The organism is Paractinoplanes maris (assembly GCF_023544465.1).
Taxonomy (GTDB): domain Bacteria; phylum Actinomycetota; class Actinomycetes; order Mycobacteriales; family Micromonosporaceae; genus Actinoplanes; species Actinoplanes maris.
The window spans coordinates 438,676-461,471 of the sequence record NZ_JALPVL010000002.1; the positions used below are offsets into that span (position 1 = coordinate 438,676).

The following is a 22,796-nucleotide window of genomic DNA, read 5'->3' on the forward strand; positions in this document are numbered from 1 at the left end:
CTCTACAGGTCGGCGTAGGGGCGCAGCTCGACCCGGCCGCCGTGGGCCATCGGGTGGGCGGCCGCGACCGCGATGGCCTCGTCGAGGTCGGCACACTCCAGAATGTCGAAGCCCACGATCACCTCCTTGGTCTCGGTGAACGGGCCGTCGGTCAGCAGCACCTCGCCGCCGCGGACCCGCACCGTGGTGGCCGCGCTCGGCGGGGCGAGCACGCTGCCCTCGACCCGGCGCCCGGCGGCGTCGTTCTCGGCCACCCAGACGTTGATGTCGGGCACCCGCGACTCGTCGGTCTCGGGCTCGGTGTCGGTGCAGACGAACATCATGTACTTCATCGCTGTCTCCCTCGATCGTCGTGCGTTCATCGGGATGACGAACGGCTCGAGCCCGATCCGGACAGGCCGCCGAGAATCTTTTCAGATCCTTCTCTCCGCCAGATCCGGGGCAGATTGAGCGAGGTCAGGATCTGGACGGCGGACCCGGCCGGACGCACCGAACCGGACAGTGCGCCACGCGCCTGAAGGATGGCCCGGCAGGCCGAGCGCAGGTCGGCGCGCAGGTCGTGGTGCAGCACGGCGGAGAGGCGACCGGCGCGTAAGAGGCCCGCGTTCTCCTCGTCGAGGTCGTGCGCCACGAAGACGTCGTAGTTGCGGCGCTCGGCGGCGAAGGCGGCCAGGACGGCGGCGGTGTGGCCGGTCGCGGAGGTGTAGACGGCCCGGATCGCCGGGTTGGCGGCCAGCACGCCTCGCAGCCGGACTGGATCGGCCGGCTGCTCGGTCGATTCGGGTCGCCGCTCGATGGGCTCGGTGATCAGCAGCCGGCGGTTCGGCGAGCGCGAGTGCAACTCGCTCCGGAAACCCTGGAGCCGGCCCTGGGCGGCGGCGGCGTTCACCACCAGCACGTCGCCGGCCCGGTCGGCCAGCCACTGGTCGACCAGATAGGCAGCGGTGGCGCCGGCCTCAGTCTCGTCGAGGCCCACGTGAGCGACCCGTTTGGCGGCCGGCAGGTCGGTCCCGAAAGTGACGACCGGGATCTCCAGATGCCCGATCGCGTCGAGCAGCCCGGGTGACTCGGCGGCCTCGAGGATCAGGCCGTGGGAACCGGCCCGGGCTACCTTGGTCAGCTCGGCCAAGGGGTCGACGGCCGATCGGAGGCGAGGGCGGATCACGGCGGGCCGCAGGCCAGGAAGTTCGGCCCGCAGGGCGGCCCCGACCCGAGCGCGATCACCGACGATCAGGTCGATCGTGAACGTCCGAGCCGGCAACGGCGGCTCGTCGTGCTGCCGGTCGAGCGCCGCGATGGCCTGGTGAACGTCTTGCACGGTGCTCTGGCGGACACCGCCGCGCTGATGCAACACCCGATCAACAGTGGCCAGGCTGAGGCCCGCCTGGGCGGCGATCTCCCGGATCCGATGCGGGTGCTTCACGCCGCCTCCATCCGCCCAGCCAAGATCGCCTCCCTGGTGCCACCGCCTCCCCCGCCCTCCCAAGGGCAGGGGAGAAACTACGCCCCACCGGGCCGACCGGGCTGGAGTTGTCCACAGCAACGCACGGCTGTTTATCCACAGCGGGACCTCTCGCTGCCGCCCGCGCTCGGGTCGCCGCAGCCGCCCGCGCTCGGGTCGCCGCAGCCGCCCGCGCTCGGGTCGCCGCAGCCGCCCGCGCTCGGGTCGCCGCAGCCGCCCGCGCTCGGGTCGCCACAGCCGGCCGTCGTTCAGATGCCTCGGCCGCGCGTTCAGGATGAGGGGTTTCTGAGGTGTTATGGAAGAGCTTTGATGTGTGGTCAGCCCATTGCGCGACTGGTCACGCGTCACCGTTGAGAACGGCGACCATGTGGCGGTGCTCGTCGGCCATCTGAGCCAGCAGCAGGTGACGCTGAGTGGCCGGCATGTCGGGATTGTCCATCAGCTGATCGAGCTGGACGCCCAGGTCGGCGAGGCTAGGACGCAACTCCGCAGCCTGGTCGCGAGCGGGCTCGGCAACCGGGGCGGACTCGGCAACCGGGGCGAACTCTTCGACCGCGGCGGCCTCTTCAATCGCCGCGGGCTGGGCAACCGGGGCGGGCCCCGAGGTGGGCTCAGGCGTCGCGGGGGGCGGGGGCGCGAACGAGAGCGATTCGAAAGTCCGCATCTCGACCGTCGGGCCCGCGACGGCTGCCTGCGGCCCGAAAGGTACGTCGGCCGCAGCCGGTTCGGCCGCGGAAGCCTCCGCCGGGGACAGCCCGTCCGGAGTGGGCGGGTGCTGGGCCGGGGAGGCCGACGGGGGTGCCGCCGATCGGGTCCGGGCCAGCAGGTCGTTGAGGGCCGTCGTCAGCTCCGCCACCTCGCGCGGACTCGTCACCTCAGGCAGGCGTTCATCCGGGCCGAGGTCGCGCGCGGCGCTCAGCAGCCGCTGGAACGGCCGCAGCACGAGGCCGGTGGCGAACCAGACCCCGGCCGCGCTCAGCACGGCCGCCAGCAGCACCAGCAGATCCACGACCAGCACGTTATCGTCGTGCTGCTCCTCCAGGGCGTCCAGGCTCACCAGAATCTGCAGCTGAGCGCCGGAGACCAGCGTCTCGGCCAGCGAGCGCCACTCGTCGTCGCCCGAGCTGACCGTCGAGTAGCCGTCGTCGACCGGCAGCGGGAAGCCGGCCGACGAGCCGACCTGCTTGAGCATCTCGCCGTCGGCGATCAGCCGGATCGCGAACGTCCCGTCGGTGGGCAGGGAACCGTTCTTCACCGCCGCCGCCCGTACCTGCTCGGCGCGGGCGGCCAGGACACGGTCCAGGTCGTCGCGGTCCCGGTGGTCGATGCGGACGACGATGACCAGCCCGGCGAGCGCGACCACGAGGGCCACGAGCACCGTGACGGCGAGGGTGAGTTGAGTGCGGAGCCTCATGGCCGGGACATGATCCTCACGACGATGGCGGGAAAGAAGTCTGGCACTCGGTTAAACTATTACTTGCCCGCGTCGAGAGGCGCTGCGACGGAGCCGGCCGTGCCGGTCTCCGCCACGCTCGGCCCGGGTTGTTGACCTCAAGGGCGCCTCCTGATGAGGGAGGAGCCCTCGCGTGAGCACAGATCTTGCCAAAAGTCGTCTGACCACCGTCAACGGGGTCGAGTTCGCGATCGCCGACCTTTCGCTGGCCGAGGCGGGCCGGCACCAGCTGCGTCTGGCCGAGCACGAGATGCCCGGTCTGATGTCGCTGCGCAAGGAGTTCGGTGAGTCGAAGCCGCTGCGCGGCGCGCGCATCGCCGGCTCGCTGCACATGACCGTGCAGACCGCCGTGCTGATCGAGACGCTCATCGCGCTCGGCGCCGACGTGCGCTGGGTGTCGTGCAACATCTTCTCGACCCAGGACGAGGCAGCCGCCGCGACCGTCGTCGGCCCCACGGGCACCGTCGACGCGCCCGCCGGCGTCCCGGTCTTCGCCTGGAAGGGCGAGTCGCTCGAGGAGTACTGGTGGGCCACCATGCGGCTCTTCGACTTCGGCGACGGCCAGGGTCCCAACATGATCCTCGACGACGGTGGTGACGCCACCCTGCTCGTGCACAAGGGTGTCGAGTTCGAGGCGGCCGGCGCCGTGCCGCAGGCCACCGAGGACGACAACCATGAGTACCGGATCATCCTCGAGACCCTGCGGGCCAGCCTCGCGGAGGACCCGCAGCGGTTCACCCGCATCGCAGCCGACATCCGCGGTGTCACCGAGGAGACGACCACCGGTGTGGCCCGGCTCTACAAGCTGGCCAAGGAAGACGCTCTGCTCTTCCCGGCGATCAACGTCAACGACGCGGTCACCAAGAGCAAGTTCGACAACAAGTACGGCATCCGGCACTCGCTGGTCGACGGTCTCAACCGGGCCACCGACGTGATGCTGGGCGGCAAGCTGGCGCTGGTCTGCGGTTACGGCGACGTCGGCAAGGGCGCGGCCGAGACGCTGCGGGGCCAGGGCGCCCGTGTCGTGGTCACCGAGGTCGACCCGATCTGTGCGCTGCAGGCCGCGATGGACGGCATGCAGGTCGCCACGATCGAGGACGTCGTCGGCGAGGCGGACATCTTCATCACCACCACCGGTGGCACCGACATCATCACCGTCGAGCACCTGTCGGCGATGAAGCACAACGCGATCGTCGGCAACGTCGGTCACTTCGACGACGAGATCGACATGGCCGGTCTGGGCAAGGTGCCGGGCATCGAGAAGGTCGAGATCAAGCCGCAGGTGCACGAGTGGCGCTTCCCCGACGGTCACTCGGTGATCGTGCTCTCCGAGGGACGCCTGATGAACCTGGGCAACGCCACCGGCCACCCCAGCTTCGTGATGTCGAACTCCTTCACCAACCAGGTGATGGCGCAGATCGAGCTGTGGACCAAGCCCGGTGAGTACGAGAAGCAGGTGTTCGTTCTTCCGAAACACTTGGATGAGAAGGTTGCCCGGCTGCACCTCGACGCTCTGGGCGTTCGCCTGACCACTCTCACCAAGAAGCAGGCGGAGTACCTCGGCGTCGACATCGAGGGCCCGTACAAGCCCGAGCACTACCGCTACTGACAGCCGCTCTTTCCCCGCCCGGCCGCATCGGCGGGACCGGGCGGGGAAAGATGGTTCTGTGCACGTCGAGGAAACCCTGCTCTTCATTCTGGCCGCCGTCGCGGTGATCATCGCGATGCGGTGGATCGCGGAGAGGACCGGGCTGCCGGCCGCCGCCCTGCTGACCATCGCGGGCATCACGTACGCGGTGCTGCCCGGTCCGAACGTCGAGCTCGAACCCGAGCTGATCATGACGTACGTGATCCCGCCACTGCTCTACAGCGCGGCGCTGGACTCGTCGTTGCTCGACATCCGCCGCCACCTGCGCACCGTGATCAGCCTCTCGGTGCTGCTGGTGCTGGCCACGGCACTGCTCATCGGCTTCGGCATCAGCTGGTGGGTGGGCGGTGCCACGCTCGCGGCCGGCATCGCGCTCGGCGCCGCCGTGGCCCCGCCCGACCCGGTCGCCGCGCTCGCCGTCGGCCGCCGCGCCGGGCTGCCCGGCAAACTGATCACCCTGATCCAGGGCGAGGGCCTGCTCAACGACGCCACCGCGCTCACCATCCTGACCGTGGCCATCGCGGCCGCCGACGGCGACGGCTTCTCGTTCCCGTCCGCGACCGCCAAGTTCTTCATCATGGCGGTCGGCGGCGTGATCGCCGGCATCGTGGTGGCGTACGCGGTCCGCGCCCTGCGCCCGGTGCGCAAGGACCCGCTCAGCTCGAACGCGATCTCGCTGGCCACCCCGCTCGCGGCCTACGTGCTGGCCGAGTCGGTGCACGTCTCCGGGGTGCTCGCGGTGGTGATCGCCGGCCTGATCATCGGTCACGACTCGTCGCGGCACAGCATCGCGGCCAGCCGGCTGCAGACCACCGCGGTCTGGCGGCTGGTCGACTTCCTGCTCGAAGGCCTGGTCTTCCTGCTGATCGGCCAGCAGCTGCCAGCCGTCGTCGACGAGCTGAGCAACTACTCGACCACGACGATCGCCACGGCGGTGGGGGTGACCGTCGGGGTGACGCTGCTCCTGCGGCCGCTCTGGCTGATCCTCACCCAGCTGCTGCCGAGGTCGCTGCACCTGCGCCTGGGCGGTGAGACGTTGGTCGAAGCCGACTCCCCCGAGGCGGCGGAACGCAACCGCGACCTGGAGAAGGCTCTCAACGGCCGAGAGGTCACGGCGCTCAGCTGGGCCGGCACCCGCGGTGTGATCAGCCTGGCGGCGATCTTCACGCTGCCCGATTCGGTGCCCAACCGAGGGTTGCTGCACTTCTGTGCCTTCGTGGTCGTGCTGGTGACGTTGCTGGGCCAGGGTCTGACCTTCGCGCCTTTGGTGCGCTGGCTGGGCCTGCGGGCCAACAAGACCGACGAGGCCCGGGAGCGCAACGAGGCCCGGGCGGCCGCGGTGGAGGCGGCGATCGACCGGCTCGACGACATCAAGGCCGAGAAGCACGACCACGTCGAGGACGTGGCCATCGACCACATGCGGCGGCAGCTGGAGGTCCGGCTCGAGCGCTACCGCCGCCGTCTCGACCTGCTCGACAAGGCCGACTCCGACCAGGTGCCGCTCTCCCCCCAATACGAGGCCGCGCTCATGGTCCGCCGCATGACCATCGAAGCCCAGCGCGAAGAACTCCTCCGCTGGCGCGACGCAGGCAACCTGAACGACGAAGGGCTGCGCATCCTCGAGCGCGAACTCGACCACGAAGAACGGCTGCTTCCCGACCGGTCTTGAGACCGCAACCACTCACGCACGTCGCCGTGGTGGGGTGAGCGTTCTGGGCGCGCCGGCGCCCAGCTCACCTCGCCGCGGCCCTCGGCGTGAGCAGCGATCCGCACCACCCACCGAGCTACGACATCGATCTTGATCAGAACTTGGCACTTCCGACTACACGCTTGTGCAGTAACCTACACACGTGAGTAGTGATCTGACGGCACGTGCACGTATTCGTGATGCTGCGATTGAGCTGTTTGCCGAGCGTGGCATTGACGGGGCCACGGTCCGTGACATCGCGCAGCAGGCCGACGTCTCTTCCGGGCTGTTGCGTCACCACTTCGGCTCCAAAGAGGGACTGCGCGACGCCTGTGACGAGTGGGCGTTGAGCGAGCTGACCAAGATCAGTGGCCAGTTCACCGAGTTCAACACGCTCGACGGGCTCACCCCGCGCGTTCAGCAGCTCCAGCGCTACCTGATCCGCTCCACCATGGACGGCTCGCCGACCGGCGCCGCCATGTTCGACCGCATGCTGGAGTTCGGGCACCAGTGGCTGGGCACCACCGAGCTCAAGGTCGCCGACCCGGAGGCGTTCGTGGCCGTGGTCGCCGTCATGAAGATGTCGCTCTTCACCATGCGTGACCTGTTGTCGCGCGCGCTGGGCAGCGACGTGACCGAGCCGGTCACCTGGGCGCGGATGCTCCAGGCGACGCTCGACCTGTTCTCCCAACCCCTCATCACCCCGGAGCAGGCCCTGCAGGCGCGGGCCGCTCTCGACCGGCTGACTGCCGGAGAGGAAGCATCATGACCGAGGCCATCGACGCCACGGGGCTCGTCAAACGGTTCGGCCCGGTCGCCGCCCTCGACGGGCTCGAGCTGCACGTCGCGACCGGGGAGGTGCACGGGTTCCTCGGTCCCAACGGGGCCGGCAAGACCACGACCATCCGCATCCTGCTCGGCCTGATGCGGCACAACGGCGGGAGCGTCAGCCTGCTCGGCGGCAACCCGTGGACCGAGGCCACCGCGTTGCACCGGCGGCTGGCCTATGTGCCCGGTGACGTCACGCTCTGGCCCACCCTCACCGGCGGCGAGGTGATCGACCTGCTCGGGCGGCTGCGCGGCGGGCTCGACCTCCGGCGCAAGGCCGACCTGCTGGAGCGGTTCCAGCTCGACCCGCGTAAGAAGGGCCGCACCTATTCGAAGGGCAACCGGCAGAAGGTCGCGCTGATCGCCGCACTGTCGTCCGATGTGGAGCTGCTGATCCTCGACGAGCCGACCTCCGGCCTCGACCCGCTCATGGAAGAGGTCTTCCGCGAGGTCGTCCTCGAGGAGAAACGCCGTGGCGACCGGACGGTGCTGCTGTCCAGCCACATCCTGGCCGAGGTGGAGGCGCTCTGCGACCGGCTGACGATCATCCGCGACGGCCGCACGGTCGAGACCGGCACGCTCAGCGACATGCGCCACCTGACCCGGACGACGATCCAGGCCGAGCTGGCCGGGCCACCCGACGGGCTGGCCACGCTGACCGGGGTGCACGCCTTCCAGCTCGACCACGATCGCGTACGTTTCGACGTCGACACCGAGGCCCTCGAGCCCGCCCTGCAGAAGCTGGTCCAGGTCGGCGTGCGCAGCCTGGTCAGCCAGCCACCGTCGCTCGAGGAGCTGTTCCTGCGGCAGTATCAGGCCGACCGATGACCGGCACCGGCAAACTCGTCCGGCTCATCCTGCGCCGCGACCGCGTCGTCCTTCCCCTGTGGGTGGTGCTGCTCGGGCTCGTCCCGGCCGGTTATGTGGCGTCGTTCGAGGGGCTGTTCCCGACCGCGGCCGAGCGGGTCGCCTATGCGCAGGTCAGCGCGTCCAACGCCGGGTTCGTGACGCTGTACGGCCCGCTGCACGGGTCGTCGCTGGGCGAGCTGGTGGCCTGGCGGGCCGGCTTCCTGCCGGTGCTCGTCGCGCTGTGCGCGCTGCTCACAGTCATCCGGCACACGCGCGCCGACGAGGAGGCGGGGCGCACCGAGTTGATCGGCGCCGCCGCGATCGGCCGGCCCGCTCCCCTGGCGGCCGCGCTGATCACCACCTGCGCCGCGAGCCTGCTGCTGGGCGCGGTGCTGACGGCCGCGATGCTCGGGCAGGGGATGCCGGGTGCGGGATCGGTGGCGTTCGGCGCCGAGATGGCCCTGACCGGCTGCTCCTTCGCGGGTGTCGGCGCGATCACCGCCCAGCTCACCAGCAGCGCCCGCAGTGCCCGGTCGATCGCTCTGGTCGTCCTGGGGGTGGCGTTCGTGTTGCGGGTCGGCGGCGACGTGTCGGCTCTGGGCGACGGCTCGCTCTCCTGGCTGAGCTGGCTGTCACCGCTCGGGTGGGTCCAGCACCTCTTCCCGTACGGGGAGAACGACTGGTGGCCGGCCGTGCTCGCCGTCCTGTTCACGATCGGGACGGCCGGCCTGGCCGCCGTGCTGCTGACGCGCCGCGATTTCGGCGCCGGCCTGCTGCCCGCCCGGCTGGGTCCGTCCTCCGCCGCGGCCGGTCTGCGCTCGCCGTTCGCCCTGGCCTGGCGACTGCACCGCGGTCTGCTGCTCGGCTGGACCATCGGGTTCGCGCTGCTCGGCCTGATCTTCGGCGGGGTCGGCGGCAGTGTCCTCGACATCGCCGCGGACAACCCGGACCTCGGTGACATCTTCGCCCGGCTCGGCGGTTCGAGCGCGCTGGTCGACAGCTACTTCGCCGGTACGGCGGGGATCGTCGGCCTGATCGCGGCCTGCTACGCCGTCCAGGCCACGCTGCGCCTGCGCGACGAGGAGCAGAGCGGCCACGCCGAGGCGGTCCTGACCACGGCGGTGTCGCGCTACACCTGGGCCGGCACCCACCTGCTCTTCTCACTGCTCGGCCCGGTCGTGGTGCTCGCCGCCGAGGGCCTGGCCACCGGCCTCGCCTACCCCCAGGGCGATCTGGGCGCCATCCTGGCCGGCACGCTCGTCCAGCTTCCCGCGGTCTGGGTGCTGGCGGCGCTGGCCGTGCTGGCCTTCGGGCTGATCCCCCGCCTGTCCGCGGTGGCCTGGGCCGGGCCGGCCCTGTGCCTGCTGATCCTGCTGGTCGGCCAGACACTCCAGCTCGACCAGTGGTTCCTCGACCTCTCCCCCTTCACCCACGTCCCCCACCTCCCCGGCGGCGACGCCTCGGTCACTCCTTTGGTGACCCTGACGCTGATCGCGGCCCTGCTGACCGCGGCGGGCATCGCCGGCCTACGCCGGCGCAACCTTCCCGACTGATCCGGTTGTCTACGGTGGCGGCATGCCGATTCCCGAGTTCGTCGTCGCGCTGCGATCCAAGATCGGGCACGATCCGCTTCCGCTCCCCGGGGTGGTGGCGGTCGTGCTCGACGACCGCGGGCGGGTGCTGATGGTGCGCCGCTCCGACACCGCCGAGTGGGCGCTGACCACCGGCTGCCTGGAGCCCGGGGAACAGCCGGCCACCGGCGCGATCCGGGAGGTGCGGGAGGAGACCGGCGTCGACGTCACCGTGGAGCGGGTGCTCGCCGTCGAGGCCCTGGATCTGGCCGTCGCCCCGAACGGCGACCAGATCCACTGGCTCTGCATCGGGTTGCTGTGCCGCTACGCGAGCGGCGACGCCCGGGTCAACGACGACGAGTCGGTCGAGGTGAGCTGGTTCGAGGCGGCCGATCTGCCGCCGCTTCCGGCTCATCAGGCGCGGTCCGTGGCACTCGCGCTCGGCCAGGACGAGCGAGCCTATTTCGCCGCCGGACCGTGGCGGTAGCGACGCATCCTTCTTGTGCGTGGCGCGTTGACACGGCGTGCGAATCCTTCAGCAGATCCGCCGGGTAGCTGTCACCGGCGTCGCAGCCCTCGCGGTCGGTGCCGCCGCGTCGCCCGCCCTGGCGGTCGTCGGCCAGACCGCCGGTCGTCCGGGGCCGTCGTTCAACGGCTCGGTCCACGCGATCGCGTACCGCGGTGACACGGTCTATGTCGGCGGGTCCTTCACCCGGATGACGATCGACGGCCGCACGGTGAGCCGGAACCGCCTCGCCGCCTTCTCGGGGCGCACCGGCGAACTGCTCGACTGGGCGCCGTCGGCCGACGACACGGTGCGGGCCCTGGCCGTCACGCCGGGCTGGGTCTACGCGGGCGGCGACTTCGACGAGATCAACGGCGAGGAGCGCAGCTCGCTGGCCCGCATCGACGCGAGCGACGCCGAGGTCGGCTCCTTCGACCACAGCGTGGCGGGCAGCGTGCACGCGCTCGCGGTCGGCCACGACCGCCTCTACGCGGCCGGCACGATCAGCCGGGTCGACGGCGAACGCCGCGGCAACGTCGCCGCGTTCTCGCTGGACGACGGTGAGCTCGACGAGGACTGGGTCCCGCGCCCCGGCGGTGTGGTGAACGCGCTGGCCGTACGCGGGTCCCGGGTCTATCTGGGTGGCGGCTTCCCGGGCCGGCTCTCCGCGGTGCACGCCACCACCGGCCGCGTGGACGGCGGGTTCCGCCCGTCGGCGCCGGCCCTGGTGCACGCGGTCGCCGTCGACGGTTCCGGCGTCTACGCGGCGATGGGTGGCGCGGGCGGCCGGGCGGCGGCGTTCTCGACGAGTGGGCAGCAGCGCTGGACGCGGATCTTCGACGGGGACGTGCAGGCGATCGCGGTGCTCGACAGCGTCGCGTACGTCGGGGGTCACTTCGACCGGGCCTGCGCGAACGGCGACGACGCGGAGAACGGCGAGTGCGACGCGGGGTCGGTGTCCCGGGTGAAGCTGGCCGCGGTCGACCGGTCCGGCGCGCTCACCGGCTGGGCGCCGCAGGCCAACGGCGTGGTCGGCGTCCGCACGCTCGCGGTGAACCGAGGCTCGGTGGCGGCCGGCGGCGACTTCACCACGATCGGGGGCCGGGCCCAGCGTCGCTTCGCCTCGTTCGAATGATGCGCGCACTTGTCGCAACGATGCTGGTGGTGCTGGCGGCGGGCGCCCCGCAGCCCGAGACGGTCCGCTACACCTTCGACGGAGCGGCGACGCTGGCCGACGCCTCGGGGCACGGTCACACGCTGAGCCCGGTGAGCCGCAACGGCGGTGCCTTCCGGACGGTCAAACGCGGCGGGGGCAAGGCACTGGCCTTCCCGCCGCCCTGCCACAAGGAGCCCTGCCCGAGGATCGCTCTCCGGGCGGTCACCACGACGGAGCTCAACCCGGGCCGGCGGCCGCTGCGCTACGGCGCTTCGATCAGGCTGGCCGCCGATCAGACGACCAAGGGTGAGAACGTGCTGCAGAAGGGCTACTCCAAGCGGGGCAGCCAGTACAAACTGCAGATCGACGGGCTGGCCGGCCGGCCCAGCTGTGTCCTGGTCGACGACCGGCGGCCGGAGATCCACGCCGCGATCAGCAACGTCGGGGTAGCCGACGACCGCTGGCACGCGTTGGAGTGCCGCCGCTCCGGCGTGCGCCTGACCATCCTGGTCGACGGCGTCGCCCGGGGCCGGGCCACCGTGCCGGCCGACCTGTCGGTGAGCAACCGTCTGCCGTTCAGCATCGGCGGCAAGGGCTCCTACACCGACAACGACCAGTTCCAGGGAATCCTCGACGACGTGTGGGTGCAGATCAGCTAACGGGGCAACGCGTACGGGCGGGAGACCACCTCGACATTGCTGAACCAGGTGGTGATGTGGACCCGGATCTCGGGGGTGCCGGGCAAGCGGGGCACCGCGGCCAGGTGCAGGTTGCGCGACGAGAAGGCCACCGTGCCGGTCACGTCGACCTCGACGCCCTCGGGCACGATGATCTTCAGCTCGCCGAACGTGCAGCTACCGGCGACCTCGATGACATCCTGGTCGGTCAGCACCTCGCGCAGGTCGAGCTCGGTCGAGCCGAACATCGTGAACAGCTTGAGCCGCCCCTCGCGCAGCCGCCAGCGACCGCGGCGCTTGTTCTCGCTGAACAGGGTGACGACCCGGTCGACCGTCCGGGCCGAACCCACGATCGGCGTCTGGCTCAGGCCGGCGGTGGCCAGCGCCAGCTCGTCGGCGGTCTCGGCGGCCCAGACCGCACCGACCCGCACACTGAACTGCTCGAGCGTCAGGCGGCCGTCGCCGCACGCCCGCTGCAGCAACTCGGCCGCGGTCTCCCGCTCGGCCTCGGACGGCGGCACCCGCATCGGTGTGGTCACGGGGCGATCCTAGGGCTTGCGCGCGACGATGCCGTAGACCGCGACCTCGGCCGGGGCCGGCCGCGGCTCCGGCTCGTCGCCGGCCCGCCAGTCGCTGACCACCACGAGACCGGGCTCGAGCGCCTCGAGGCCCTCGGCAAACGAGCTGACCTCCGCGGCCGTACGCGGGTAGGCGTCCAGCCGGCCGCGGGAGGCCAGGCCCGCAAAGCGGGCCCGCGTCTCGTCGTCGGCGAAATCGCTGGTGCCATTACTGAGCACCAGGTAACTGCCGGAGGGCAGCGCGTCGAGCAGGACACCGACGATGCGTTTCGCCTCCTCGGTGCTCTCGATGAAGTGCAGCACGGCGATGAGCATGAGCGCGACCGGCTGGCCAAGGTCGAGCACCTCACGCAATGCGGGGTCGGCCAGGATCTTCTGAGGATCGCGCAGGTCGGCCTCGAGATAGGCCGTGCGGCCCTCGGGCGTGCTGGTGAGCAGCGCCCGGGCGTGCACCAGCACCATCGGATCGTTGTCGACGTAGACCACCCGCGAGTCGGGGGCGATGCGCTGCGCGACCTCGTGGGTGTTGTCCGCCGTCGGCAGGCCGGTGCCGATGTCGAGGAACTGGCGGATGCCGGCCTCGGTGGCGAGATGGGTGACGGCACGACGCAGGAAGCCGCGGTTTTCCACAACGGTCGTCCGGATCGTCGGGAAGACGGCCGCTATCTGGTCGCCCGACTCCCGATCGACGGCGTAGTTGTCCTTGCCGCCCAGCCAGTAGTTGTAGCGCCGCGCCGAATGCACCCGAGACTCGTCGACCATCGACGCAGCTTAATCCTTTGTGGAGAAGCGCATCGTCCCGCTGGTCATCGGCTGTCTTTCTTGCTGGCCTTCGTGACACGTTTCCACTCCTGGCGCTGGGCAGCCATCGCCGCCGGGTCACTGCGCCGCGACTGGTAAGCCATCTCGCGCCGGATCGCATGCCAGCTCTGCAATCGCCGCTCGGGCAACTCACCGGCGGCCACCGCGGCCTCGACCGCGCAGCCCTTGTCGCCGTCATGAGCGCAGTCCCGGAACTGGCAGTACTCGGCCAGGGCGGCGACGTCGGCGAAGGTCTCCTCAACAGCGGCGTCGCTCGCGTAGAGGTCGAGCGACCGGATCCCCGGCAGATCGAGCAGTACCCCGCCGCTCCCCAGCCGGTACAGCTTCCGGGTCGTCGTCGTGTGCCGGCCCTGACCGTCGCGCCGGACCTCCCGAACCGCCTCGGCGTGTCCTTCCAGCGCGTTGAGCAGTGACGTCTTGCCCACCCCGGACGCACCGAGCATGGTCGTGGTCGTCCCCGCAGCCATCCGCGACCGGAGCTCGTCCAGCCCTCGCCCGTCGACGGCGCTGGTCAGGACCACCGGCACCCCGGGGGCGGCCGCCTGAGCCTCCTCGACGACCGGTTCCGGGTCATCGGTGGCGTCCGCCTTCGTGAGCACGACCAGCGGATCGGCGCCGCTGTCCCACACCATCACCGAGAGCCGTTCGAGGTTCTTGAGATTCAGGCCCCGGTCGATCGGCAGCACGATCATCACCGTGTCGATGTTGGCCGCGAGGACCTGGATGTCCCTCTCGTTCGGATCCGGACGCGACAGCGACGTCCGCCGCGGCACCACCCGGACCGGCTCCCCGCCGTCGATCACGATCCAGTCACCGGCCACCGGCCGGAGATTCAGATCGCGGCGCAACTCGAACAACGTGGTCTCCGCCGCGGCGTCGGACGGGAACCAGATCACTTCGATGCTCGGGCCGTGGACCACCGAGACCCGGCCCGGCCGTTCGTCCCCGGAGACGAACAGGGGCGCACCGGCAGCCCAGCCGAGCGTGGTCAGCGAGTCGACAAGTTGGTTCATCGGTCACTCCACCGATCTTCCGGCCGCCGCGGGGGCGGTTTCTGTCGCGTCGAACCGCGAGCGCCTCTGGTCACCGCGAAGGCGATGACGGCGCGATTTTAGTCTTTTGTGGAGCTCACCGCGGCCCCGCGCAAGGTTTCGCAGGCCCACGCGGCCAGCGTGGTCGGCGTCGTGCTTCGGAAGTCCCGTGGCTGCTCGGGCTCGAAATCGTCGGGGATGCCGGTGCTCATGGCGGCGATCCCGGCCGCGGCCACCTCGCTCAGCCCGGCTCCGGTGAGGGCGGCCTGCAGCTGCTCGCTGGTGATCCGTACGGCTGAGACCTCTCGCCCCAGCGTGGCCGCCAGGATTTCCGCGGCCTCGTCCCAGCTCAGGTCGACCGGCCCGTGCACCGCCGCGACCGACGAACCGGTCCAGCCGGCGAGCAACCGGGCCGCGGCGATGTCGCCGACATCGCGTGGATCCACCCACGGCATGCGCCGCGACGGCGCCACGGTGGTGGTCAGCACGCCCTCGCGCAGGCTGTCGAGCATGCCCAGCAGGTTGGTGAAGTAGTAGCCGCAACGCAGCGTGAGCAGGTCGGTCCCGGTCGCGGCCAGCTGCTCCTCGTTGCGGGCGAGCCCGTCGATCAGGCCGGCGCCCTGCCGCAGCTCGGCGCCGACGCTGCTGATCTGCAGCACCCGGGCGACGCCGGACGCGCGGACGGCGGCCGCGGCGTTCTCGCCCATCGCCACCATGTCGTCCAGCGGGTCCGGCACGTCGAACGCCTCGGGCGTGGCCCAGAAGACCGACTCGGCGTCCTGGAACGCGCCGGCCACGAAACCCGGGTCGCGCAGGTCGCCCTGAGCCACCTCGACCAGCGGCAGCAGGTCGGGCGGCAGCCTGTCCGGGTCGCGCACGAGCACCCGGGGCCGGGCGCCCGCCTGCACGAGCAGCTGGACGACGCGGGAGCCGGCATTTCCGGTCGGGGCGGTCACGACAATCGTCATGCCACCGGTCAGTACCCGGTTCAGACCTGCCGGAACTCGATACCCAGCAGGCTTGCCGCCGCTTTGTAGTCGGCCGCGCGATGCCCGAGCGACAGCGACCAGTGATGGCCGACCCCGGAGGCGCTCCAGTCGTCGACCCACTCGCCGGGGTCACGGCCGAAGTCGACCCGGCTCGTGGTGTTGCCGATCGCCAGCAGCGGCCCGTCGACCACGGTGCCCTCGCCGGCGATGAACGACAGCGAGCCGTCGCGGTCCTGACCCAGCCCGAGCAGGGTCACCGGACCCGGGCGTACGTCGAACTCGACGCTCACACCCCAGCCGCGCTTGCCGTGATAGACGCCGAGGCCGCGCAGCAGCGGCTGCCGCGCGCTGACCGCGAGGTGGGCCGGCCCGTCGTGGCCCATCTCGACCACGTTGTCCTCGAAGTTCAGCGCCTGGATCTCGCAGAACGACCCGCCCGCGCCGGCGACCTGCGTGGCCAGCTGGGCGACCGTGGTCCGCAGCTCGTATTCGCCGGTGGCCGGGATGCCGCGGGCGGTCAGCAGCGACGCGCCCAGGATCATGCCGGCGCCCAGCCGCTCGTGCAGCTCCCCGGCCAGCCCGCGGTGGTAATAGGCGAGGCTGTCGAGGTCGAAGTCGTCGGCGAGGCGATCGAGGCCGACCGAGACCCGCGCACCCCAGGCGAAGTCCTCGTCCCGCACCGAGTCGTCGAGCACGAAGATCTTGCGGGCCAGCTCCATCCGCTCGGCGACCTCGTCGTCGGTGACGGCCAGCGTGCGCTCCCGCAGGTCGTCGAACTCGAGCACCTCGACGTGCGAGCCGAACGTGGTAGGCAGCAGCGTGAGGTCGGTCGAGACGTCGAGCATGCCCGGGTAGAGGTGGCCCATCAGGCCGTGCCGGGCCTCGCGCAACGCGGCCCGGACGCGGGCGGCGGTGATCCACTGCGAGATGCGGGCCCAGGCCGACTCCTGTCGCAGCCAGCCGGTGACCGAGCGGAACGGGATGCCGGCCCGGCGGAACAGGTTGCCGACCTCGGGTACCGGGCACTGCCCGCAGTAGGCCAGCCAGGCCCCGGTGTCGAACGAGGCGTGATCCATCTTCTCGGTCGGCTGCAGGTCGATGACCAGCACCGGGCTGCCGGCCCGCTGGGCGATCGGCAGCACCATCGACGAGGTGAGATAGGTCGTCAAAAACAGCACGATCAGGTCGCAGTCGGCCTGGCGGAGCTTCTCGGCGGCGGCCGTGCCTTCCTGCGCGTCGGATATGAAGCCGACGTCGGTGACCTCGGCGTCCATCTCCTGGAAGCGCTCCGAGACGTAGCGGGCGGACTCCTCCAACTGCGGCAGCAGGTGCGGGAACTGCGGCCAGTAGGTGCCGAGGCCACCGGCTACGAGCCCGATGCGGATCTTCCGGCGCGGCTTGGGGGTGAGGATCATGCGGACTCCCAGAGAACGATGTGGAGGTTGCGGGGGCCGTGCACTCCCTCGACCCGGTTGAGCTCGATGTCGCTGGTCGCCGACGGGCCACTGATCCAGGTCAGTGGGCGGCCGGGGGTGAGACGGGCGACGGCCTCGGGCACCGAGGCCACCACCTGCTCCGGGCGCAGCACGCAGATGTGCAGGTCGGGCAGGAGCGAGAGGATGCGTCGGCCCTGGTCGGGCGACGCGTCGAGCACGATCGTGCCGGTCTCGACCACGGCCACCGCGGCCGCCGTGACCACGCCGTCGGCGGCGGAGATCTCGGCCGCGGACAGCTGATCATCGCGAGTCACCGGCACCTCGGGCGGGAGCCAGTCGGCGGGCAGGCCCGGCGGGACGACCAGCCGGCCGGCGCCGATGATCGTGCGGATCGTGTCCGGGACGTCCGGCACGCGGTGGACGACGGCTTTGTAGTCGGCAAGCCGCTCAACCAGCAGATCGAGATCAACGGGTGCGGCGCCACGCCGGTAGTCGCGCGGAACGCCGGGAGAAGCGGTCGAGGAGCCCAGCGCCTGCCGGATCCGGCCCAGGATCAGTTCCTTGCTGCTCATCGGCCTCGCCACCAATCCCGGAACGACTCCGGCGGCGGCGCGGGCAGGTCGCGACTGGCGGCCCACCCGTTCAGCGGCGGCGGCAGACCACGACCCCGCTTGCCGAGCAGCTTGGACAGCTTGGCCGCGCGTTGCGCACGCTCGTACAGCTTGGGCCGGTCCATCGTGTACGCCGCCGCGGCCATGGCCGCCTTCTCGGTGCGCGGGTGCGGCGCCTGGTTGCGCAGGTGCACGAGGATCGACGGGATGTCGATCTTCACCGGGCAGGCGTCGAAGCAGGCCCCGCAGAGCGACGACGCGTAGGGCAGCGACGCGTTGTCCTCGATCCCGGTGAGCTGCGGCGACAGGATCGCCCCGATCGGGCCGGGATAGACCGACCCGTACGCGTGCCCGCCCGTCCGCTCGTAGACCGGGCACACGTTGAGGCAGGCCGAGCAGCGGATGCAGTGCAGCGCCTGACGCCCCACCTCGTCGGCCAGCACAGCGGTGCGACCGTTGTCGAGCAGCACCAGGTGGAAGTTCTGCGGCCCGTCGCCGGGCGTCACCCCGGTCCACATCGACGTGTACGGGTTCATCCGCTCACCGGTCGACGCGCGCGGCAGCAACTGCAGGAAGACCTCGAGATCCTGCCACGACGGCACGACCTTCTCGATGCCCATGACTGTGATCAGCGTGTCCGGCAGGGTCAGGCACATCCGGCCGTTGCCCTCGGACTCGACCACGGCGAGCGTGCCGGTGTCGGCGATCCCGAAGTTCGCGCCCGAGACGGCGACCCGGGTGCTGAGGAACGTCTCGCGCAGATAGCGCCGGGCCGCCCCGGCCAGCTCGGGCGGGTCGTCGGTCAGCGCGGGGTCCACCCCCGGCATCTCGCGCAGGAAGATCTCCCGGATCTCCGAGCGGTTGCGATGGATGGCCGGCACCAGGATGTGCGACGGCTTGTCGTGCCCGAGCTGCACGATCAGTTCGGCCAGGTCGGTCTCGACCGGGGTGATCCCGGCGGCCTCGAGCGCCTCGTTGAGCGCGATCTCCTGGGTCGCCATCGACTTGATCTTGATGACCCGCTGCTCGCCGGTCTCCTTGATCAGGTCGGTGACGATCCGGTTGGCCTCGTTGGCGTCGGCCGCCCAGTGCACGACCCCGCCGGCCGCCGTGACCTTCTCCTCCAGCTGCTCCAGCAGCCGGGGCAGATTCGCCATCGTGTACGCCTTGAGCGCCGACCCGGCCGACCGGAGCTCCTCCCAGTCGGGCAGCTCGGCGATCACCCGTCCCGACTTGCCGCGGATCGTGGTCGTGGCGTGCTGCAGGTTGCGCCGCAGCTGAGGGTTGGCCAGGGCCGTCCGGGCGGCCGCCGGGAACGACTCGTCGCCGCGCAGATGTCCCACTCCGCGGGGGGCGTGGGCGGGCATCCCCAGAAAAGTCATGACGCCTCCGTCGACGCGAGGATCTCGGCCAGGTGCACGGTCCGCACGCCGGTGCGCAGCCGGGCCAGGCCACCGCCGATGTGCATCAGGCAGGACGCGTCGCCCGCCGTGCAGACGTCGGCCCCGGTGTCGAGCACGTGCCGCATCTTGTCGGCCAGCATCGCGGTCGAGGTGTCGGCGTTCTTCACCGCGAACGTGCCACCGAAACCGCAGCACTGCTCGGCGGCGGGCAGCTCGACCAGGTCGAGACCGCGTACCTGCCGCAGCAACCGCAACGGCTTGTCACCGACGCGCAGCACCCGCAGCGAGTGGCAGGTCGGGTGATAGGTGACGCGATGCGGATAGTAGGCCCCGACGTCCTCCACCTCGAGCACGTCGACCAGCAGCTCGGACAGCTCGTACGTCCGCCCGGCGACCGCCTCGGCCCGGGACGCCAGACCCACCTCGCCGGCCTGCCGGGCGACCATCGCGTGCTGGTGCCGGATCGAGCCGACGCAGCTGCCCGACGGTGCCACCACCACGTCGCAGGCCTCGAAGGTGCGCACGTAACGCCGTACGAGGGGAAGGGCTTGGTCTTGGTAGCCCGTGTTGACGTGCATCTGGCCGCAGCAGGTCTGCTCCAGGGGGAAGACCACCTCGTGACCGAGCCGTTCGAGCAACTGAACGGTCGCCTTGGCCGCCGCGGGAAACATCGTGTCGGCCAGGCAGGTGGCGAACAGAGCGATTCGCACCGGCTACCTCCTTACGGGGTCGTACCGGATTACCTGCTGAGTGTCGCGCAGAACCGACCGCAGCGCCGCCAGATCGCCGTCGATGACGCCGGCCGCCCGGGCCTGGACGAGCAGGTTGCCGAGCGCGGTGGCCTCGACCGGGCCGGCCAGCACGGGCAGCCCGCAGGCGTCCGCGGTGAGCTGGCAGAGCAGCTCGTTGCGGGCGCCGCCACCGACGATGTGGATGGCGTCGACGTGGCGCCCGGACAGCGCCTGGGCCTGCTCGATCGCCTTGCGGTGGGCCAGCGCCAGACTGTCCACAATGCATCGGGTCAGCAGCGCCGGGCTCGCGTCGGCCGGCAGGCCCGCCGCCGTGGCCACCCGCTCGGCCATGCCGCCGGGTGGCAGGAACCCCGGGTCGTCGATGTCGATGATCACCGGCTTCTCCCGCGAGGCCTGCCGCAGCAGCTCCCCGATGTCGGGCGAGCCCCACTCGCGCATGCACTCCTGCAGCGGCCACAACCCCATCACGTTGCGCAGGTATCGGATCGTGCCGTCGACCCCGCCCTCGTTGGTGAAGTTGGCCGCCCGCGACTCGGCGCTGAGCATCGGCCCGGGCAGCTCCAGACCGACCAGAGACCAGGTGCCACAAGAGATGTACGCGAAATGCTCGTCCGCCGCCGGCACGCCCACGACCGCGGACGCCGTGTCGTGCGACCCGACGGCTGTCACGGTCGTGCCGTCGTACTCGCCGATGACCGAGCCCGGCTGCCGGATGGGCGGCAGCAACGACGGTCGCAGTCCGAGTTCCGCCAGCACCGGCGCCGACCAGTCCCGGGTACGCACGTCGAGCAGCCCGGTCGTCGACGCGTTGGTGTACTCGGCACCGATCTCGCCGGTCAGCCAGTAGGCCAGCAGGTCGGGAATGAGCAGCACCTGCTGCGCCAGCTCGAACTGCGGCGTTCCCCGCGCGGCCGCCAGCTGATAGATCGTGTTGAACGGCAGCTTCTGCAGCCCGGTGATCTCGTAGAGCTTCTCGTCGCTCCCGTCCAGTCGCACCCCGTCGGTGCGCCCGTCGCGGTAGTGCACCGGATTGCCGAGCAGTGCGCCCGACGCGTCCAGCAAGCCGTAGTCGACCGCCCACGAGTCGATGCCGATGCTCGCGACCGGTCCGGCCTTCCGCAGGCCTTCGAGGACGCCCCGGTAGAGCCCGAGGATGTCCCAGTGCAGGGTGCCGCCGGCCCGCACCGGCTCGTTGGCGAACCGGTGCGTCTCGGTGAGCTCGATGCGGCCGTCTCCGAAGCGGCCGACCATGACGCGCCCACTGGACGCGCCGAGGTCGACCGCGGCGAAGGCGGTCATCTCAGGAAGGCCGCGGCCACGCCGGCGTCGACCGGGATGTGCAGGCCGGTCGTGTGGGTCAGGTCGCCGCCGGTCAGCGCGAACACCGCGTTGGCCACGTGCTCGGGCAGCACCTCACGCTTGAGCAGCGTGCGCTGGGCGTAGTACTCGCCCAGCTTCTCCTCCGGCACGCCGTAGACGGCGGCGCGCTTCGCACCCCAGCCACCCGCGAAGATGCCCGAGCCACGGACGACGCCGTCGGGGTTGATGCCGTTGACCCGTACGCCAAAACCGCCCAGCTCGGCGGCCAGCAGACGCACCTGGTGGGCCTGGTCGGCCTTGGTGGCGCCGTAGGCGACGTTGTTGGGCCCGGCGAAGATCGAGTTCTTGCTCGAGATGTAGATGATGTCGCCACCCATCCCCTGCGCGACCAGGACGCGGGCCGTCTCGCGGGACACCAGGAACGAGCCCTTGGCCATCACGTCGTGCTGCAGGTCCCAGTCCTGCTCGGTGGTCTCGAGCAGCGGCTTCGAGATGGACAGTCCGGCGTTGTTGACGACCAGGTCGACCCCGCCGAAGGCCAGGACCGCTTCCTGGACGGAGGCCGCGACGGCATCGGCACTGGTGACGTCGGCCTTTGTCGCCAGCGCGACGTCGCTGCCACCGATCTCGTTCGCGACATTCCGGGCGGCCTCCTCGTCGCGGTCGGCCACCACGACGCAGGCGCCCTCAGCGGCCAGCCGCAGGGCGATCGCGCGCCCGATGCCCGAGCCGCCACCGGTCACGTACGCGACGCGGGTGGCCAGCGGCTTCGGCTTGGGCATGCGCTGGAGCTTGGCCTCCTCGAGCGCCCAGTACTCGATGCGGAACTTCTCGGCCTCGTCGATCGGGGCGTACGTCGACACGGACTCGGCGCCGCGCATCACGTTGATGGCGTTGACATAGAACTCGCCGGCGACCCGGGCGGTCTGCTTGTTGGCGCCGAACGAGAACATGCCGACGCCGGGCACCAGCACGATCGCCGGGTCGGCGCCGCGGAGGGCCGGCGTGCCGGCGGTGGCGTGCCGGTCGTAGTAGGCGCGATAGTCCTGGCGGTAGGCCTCGTGCAGCTCCTTGGCCCGGGCGACGACCTCGTCGAGCGGGGCGTCGGGCGCGGTGTCGAGCACCATCGGCTTGACCTTGGTGCGCAGGAAGTGGTCGGGGCAGCTCGTGCCCTTCGCGGCCAGCTCACCGAGGCGCTCGCTGCCGACGAAGTCGAGGACGACGTCGCTGTCGGTGTAGTGGCCGACCTGCGCACGATCGGTGGAAGCGAGGCCCCGGAGGACCGGGAACAGTGCCGCCGCCCTTTTGTGCCGGTCACCGTCGCCGAGCTTCGCATGCTTCTGCGAGCCGAAGGGGTTCTTGCGGCCCTTCTCGGCCAGGTAAGCGGCGGCGGCTTCGATGATCTCGACCGAATTGCGCTCGCACTCCTGGCTGGTCGCGCCCCACGCGGTGATGCCGTGCCCGCCCAGGATGACGCCGATGGCCTGCGGGTTGGCCTTCTGCACGGCCGCGATGTCGAGGCCGAGCTGGAAACCGGGACGGCGCCACGGCACCCAGAGCACCCGGTCGCCGAAGATCTCCTTGGTCAGCGCCGGGCCGTCGGCCGCGGTGGCGATCGCGATGCCCGAGTCGGGGTGCAGGTGGTCGACGTGCGGCGCCTCGACGAGGCCGTGCATCGCGGTGTCGATCGACGGGGCCGCGCCGCCCCGGCCGTGCAGGCAGTAGTCGAACGCGGCGACCATCTCGTCCTCGCGCTCGACGCCCGGATAGGTGCCGGTCAATGCGCGGAGCCGGTCGAGGCGGAGCACGGCCAGACCCTTCTCGGTCAGGGTGCCGAGGTCGCCGCCGGAGCCCTTGACCCACAGCAAGTCGGCCGGCTCGCCGGTGACCGGGTCGGTCTCGGTGCCCTTGGCCGAGGTGTTCCCCCCGGCGTAGTTGGTGTTGCGCGGGTCGGCGCCGAGCCGATTGCTGCGCTCCAGAAGCTCACGCACTGCGGGGTTCGTCATGGTGTCCTTCGG

The 22,796-nt window shown here is 70.9% G+C and carries 21 protein-coding genes; 8 read left to right on the forward strand and 13 right to left on the reverse strand.

From position 1 onward, the window contains the following. Positions 1 to 2: 2 nt before the first annotated feature. The 3 genes from NAG42_RS06955 to NAG42_RS06965 form a co-directional block, all read right to left on the reverse strand. Positions 3 to 332: a YciI family protein gene (locus NAG42_RS06955; RefSeq protein WP_250028875.1), complete on the reverse strand. Its 330-nt coding sequence runs from the start codon at positions 330 to 332 to the stop codon at positions 3 to 5. A 26-nt stretch (positions 333 to 358) separates the two neighbouring features. Beyond that, positions 359 to 1,423: a LacI family DNA-binding transcriptional regulator gene (locus NAG42_RS06960; protein ID WP_250028877.1), complete on the reverse strand. Its 1,065-nt coding sequence runs from the start codon at positions 1,421 to 1,423 to the stop codon at positions 359 to 361. Positions 1,424 to 1,799: 376 nt separating this feature from the next. Continuing rightward, positions 1,800 to 2,876, reverse strand: coding sequence for a HAMP domain-containing protein (locus tag NAG42_RS06965; RefSeq protein WP_250028879.1), 1,077 nt, complete (start codon positions 2,874 to 2,876; stop codon positions 1,800 to 1,802). Positions 2,877 to 3,048: 172 nt separating this feature from the next. On the opposite strand from NAG42_RS06965, the gene ahcY reads away from it, so the two are divergent. From ahcY to NAG42_RS07005, 8 genes are all read left to right on the forward strand, one after another. Next, positions 3,049 to 4,524, forward strand: coding sequence for an adenosylhomocysteinase (gene ahcY, locus NAG42_RS06970; RefSeq protein ID WP_250028881.1), 1,476 nt, complete (start codon positions 3,049 to 3,051; stop codon positions 4,522 to 4,524). 58 nt (positions 4,525 to 4,582) lie between these two features. Beyond that, on the forward strand, positions 4,583 to 6,232 hold the full coding sequence (locus NAG42_RS06975; RefSeq protein WP_250028883.1) for a Na+/H+ antiporter: 1,650 nt from the start codon (positions 4,583 to 4,585) through the stop codon (positions 6,230 to 6,232). Positions 6,233 to 6,413: 181 nt separating this feature from the next. Beyond that, positions 6,414 to 7,019: a TetR/AcrR family transcriptional regulator gene (locus tag NAG42_RS43975; RefSeq protein WP_308201120.1), complete on the forward strand. Its 606-nt coding sequence runs from the start codon at positions 6,414 to 6,416 to the stop codon at positions 7,017 to 7,019. After that, a complete protein-coding gene (locus NAG42_RS06985) occupies positions 7,016 to 7,906 on the forward strand; it encodes an ABC transporter ATP-binding protein (RefSeq protein ID WP_250028885.1) in 891 nt (296 codons plus the stop codon). Before NAG42_RS43975 ends, NAG42_RS06985 begins: the two co-directional genes overlap by 4 nt. Beyond that, complete coding sequence (locus NAG42_RS06990; RefSeq protein WP_250028886.1) at positions 7,903 to 9,480, forward strand: ABC transporter permease; 1,578 nt, start codon at positions 7,903 to 7,905, stop codon at positions 9,478 to 9,480. Before NAG42_RS06985 ends, NAG42_RS06990 begins: the two co-directional genes overlap by 4 nt. A 22-nt stretch (positions 9,481 to 9,502) precedes the next feature. Then, on the forward strand, positions 9,503 to 9,985 hold the full coding sequence (locus NAG42_RS06995; RefSeq protein WP_250028888.1) for an NUDIX hydrolase: 483 nt from the start codon (positions 9,503 to 9,505) through the stop codon (positions 9,983 to 9,985). A 37-nt stretch (positions 9,986 to 10,022) separates the two neighbouring features. After that, positions 10,023 to 11,138 (forward strand): PQQ-binding-like beta-propeller repeat protein, encoded by a 1,116-nt coding sequence (locus tag NAG42_RS07000; protein ID WP_250028889.1) that lies wholly within the window; start codon positions 10,023 to 10,025, stop codon positions 11,136 to 11,138. After that, positions 11,138 to 11,818, forward strand: coding sequence for a LamG-like jellyroll fold domain-containing protein (locus NAG42_RS07005; protein ID WP_250028891.1), 681 nt, complete (start codon positions 11,138 to 11,140; stop codon positions 11,816 to 11,818). The genes NAG42_RS07000 and NAG42_RS07005 overlap by 1 nt, the downstream gene beginning before the upstream one ends. Here the strand turns inward: NAG42_RS07005 and NAG42_RS07010 are convergent. The 10 genes from NAG42_RS07010 to NAG42_RS07055 all read right to left on the reverse strand — a co-directional run bounded on the left by NAG42_RS07010 (position 11,815) and on the right by NAG42_RS07055 (position 22,769). Further along, positions 11,815 to 12,375: a DUF1707 SHOCT-like domain-containing protein gene (locus NAG42_RS07010; RefSeq protein WP_250028892.1), complete on the reverse strand. Its 561-nt coding sequence runs from the start codon at positions 12,373 to 12,375 to the stop codon at positions 11,815 to 11,817. The genes NAG42_RS07005 and NAG42_RS07010 overlap by 4 nt on opposite strands. A 9-nt stretch (positions 12,376 to 12,384) precedes the next feature. Continuing rightward, positions 12,385 to 13,176: an SAM-dependent methyltransferase gene (locus NAG42_RS07015; RefSeq protein WP_250028893.1), complete on the reverse strand. Its 792-nt coding sequence runs from the start codon at positions 13,174 to 13,176 to the stop codon at positions 12,385 to 12,387. 44 nt (positions 13,177 to 13,220) lie between these two features. Then, positions 13,221 to 14,249: a ribosome small subunit-dependent GTPase A gene (gene rsgA / locus NAG42_RS07020; protein ID WP_250028894.1), complete on the reverse strand. Its 1,029-nt coding sequence runs from the start codon at positions 14,247 to 14,249 to the stop codon at positions 13,221 to 13,223. Positions 14,250 to 14,347: 98 nt separating this feature from the next. Then, positions 14,348 to 15,235, reverse strand: coding sequence for an NmrA family NAD(P)-binding protein (locus tag NAG42_RS07025; RefSeq protein ID WP_250028895.1), 888 nt, complete (start codon positions 15,233 to 15,235; stop codon positions 14,348 to 14,350). A 20-nt stretch (positions 15,236 to 15,255) separates the two neighbouring features. Further along, positions 15,256 to 16,671: an L-fucose/L-arabinose isomerase family protein gene (locus NAG42_RS07030; RefSeq protein ID WP_250028896.1), complete on the reverse strand. Its 1,416-nt coding sequence runs from the start codon at positions 16,669 to 16,671 to the stop codon at positions 15,256 to 15,258. Beyond that, the gene (locus NAG42_RS07035; protein ID WP_250028897.1) at positions 16,668 to 17,264 is read right to left on the reverse strand and encodes a LutC/YkgG family protein; all 597 of its coding nucleotides are present in this window, start codon (positions 17,262 to 17,264) and stop codon (positions 16,668 to 16,670) included. Before NAG42_RS07035 ends, NAG42_RS07030 begins: the two co-directional genes overlap by 4 nt. Beyond that, the gene (locus NAG42_RS07040; protein ID WP_250028899.1) at positions 17,261 to 18,685 is read right to left on the reverse strand and encodes a LutB/LldF family L-lactate oxidation iron-sulfur protein; all 1,425 of its coding nucleotides are present in this window, start codon (positions 18,683 to 18,685) and stop codon (positions 17,261 to 17,263) included. The genes NAG42_RS07035 and NAG42_RS07040 overlap by 4 nt, the downstream gene beginning before the upstream one ends. Continuing rightward, positions 18,682 to 19,416 carry a (Fe-S)-binding protein gene (locus tag NAG42_RS07045; protein WP_250028901.1) on the reverse strand — a complete coding sequence of 245 codons (735 nt, stop codon included), beginning with the start codon at positions 19,414 to 19,416 and terminating at the stop codon, positions 18,682 to 18,684. The genes NAG42_RS07040 and NAG42_RS07045 overlap by 4 nt, the downstream gene beginning before the upstream one ends. Positions 19,417 to 19,419: 3 nt before the next feature. Beyond that, complete coding sequence (locus tag NAG42_RS07050; protein ID WP_250028903.1) at positions 19,420 to 20,757, reverse strand: rhamnulokinase; 1,338 nt, start codon at positions 20,755 to 20,757, stop codon at positions 19,420 to 19,422. Then, positions 20,754 to 22,769 (reverse strand): bifunctional aldolase/short-chain dehydrogenase, encoded by a 2,016-nt coding sequence (locus NAG42_RS07055; protein ID WP_250028905.1) that lies wholly within the window; start codon positions 22,767 to 22,769, stop codon positions 20,754 to 20,756. Before NAG42_RS07055 ends, NAG42_RS07050 begins: the two co-directional genes overlap by 4 nt. Positions 22,770 to 22,796: the final 27 nt, after the last annotated feature.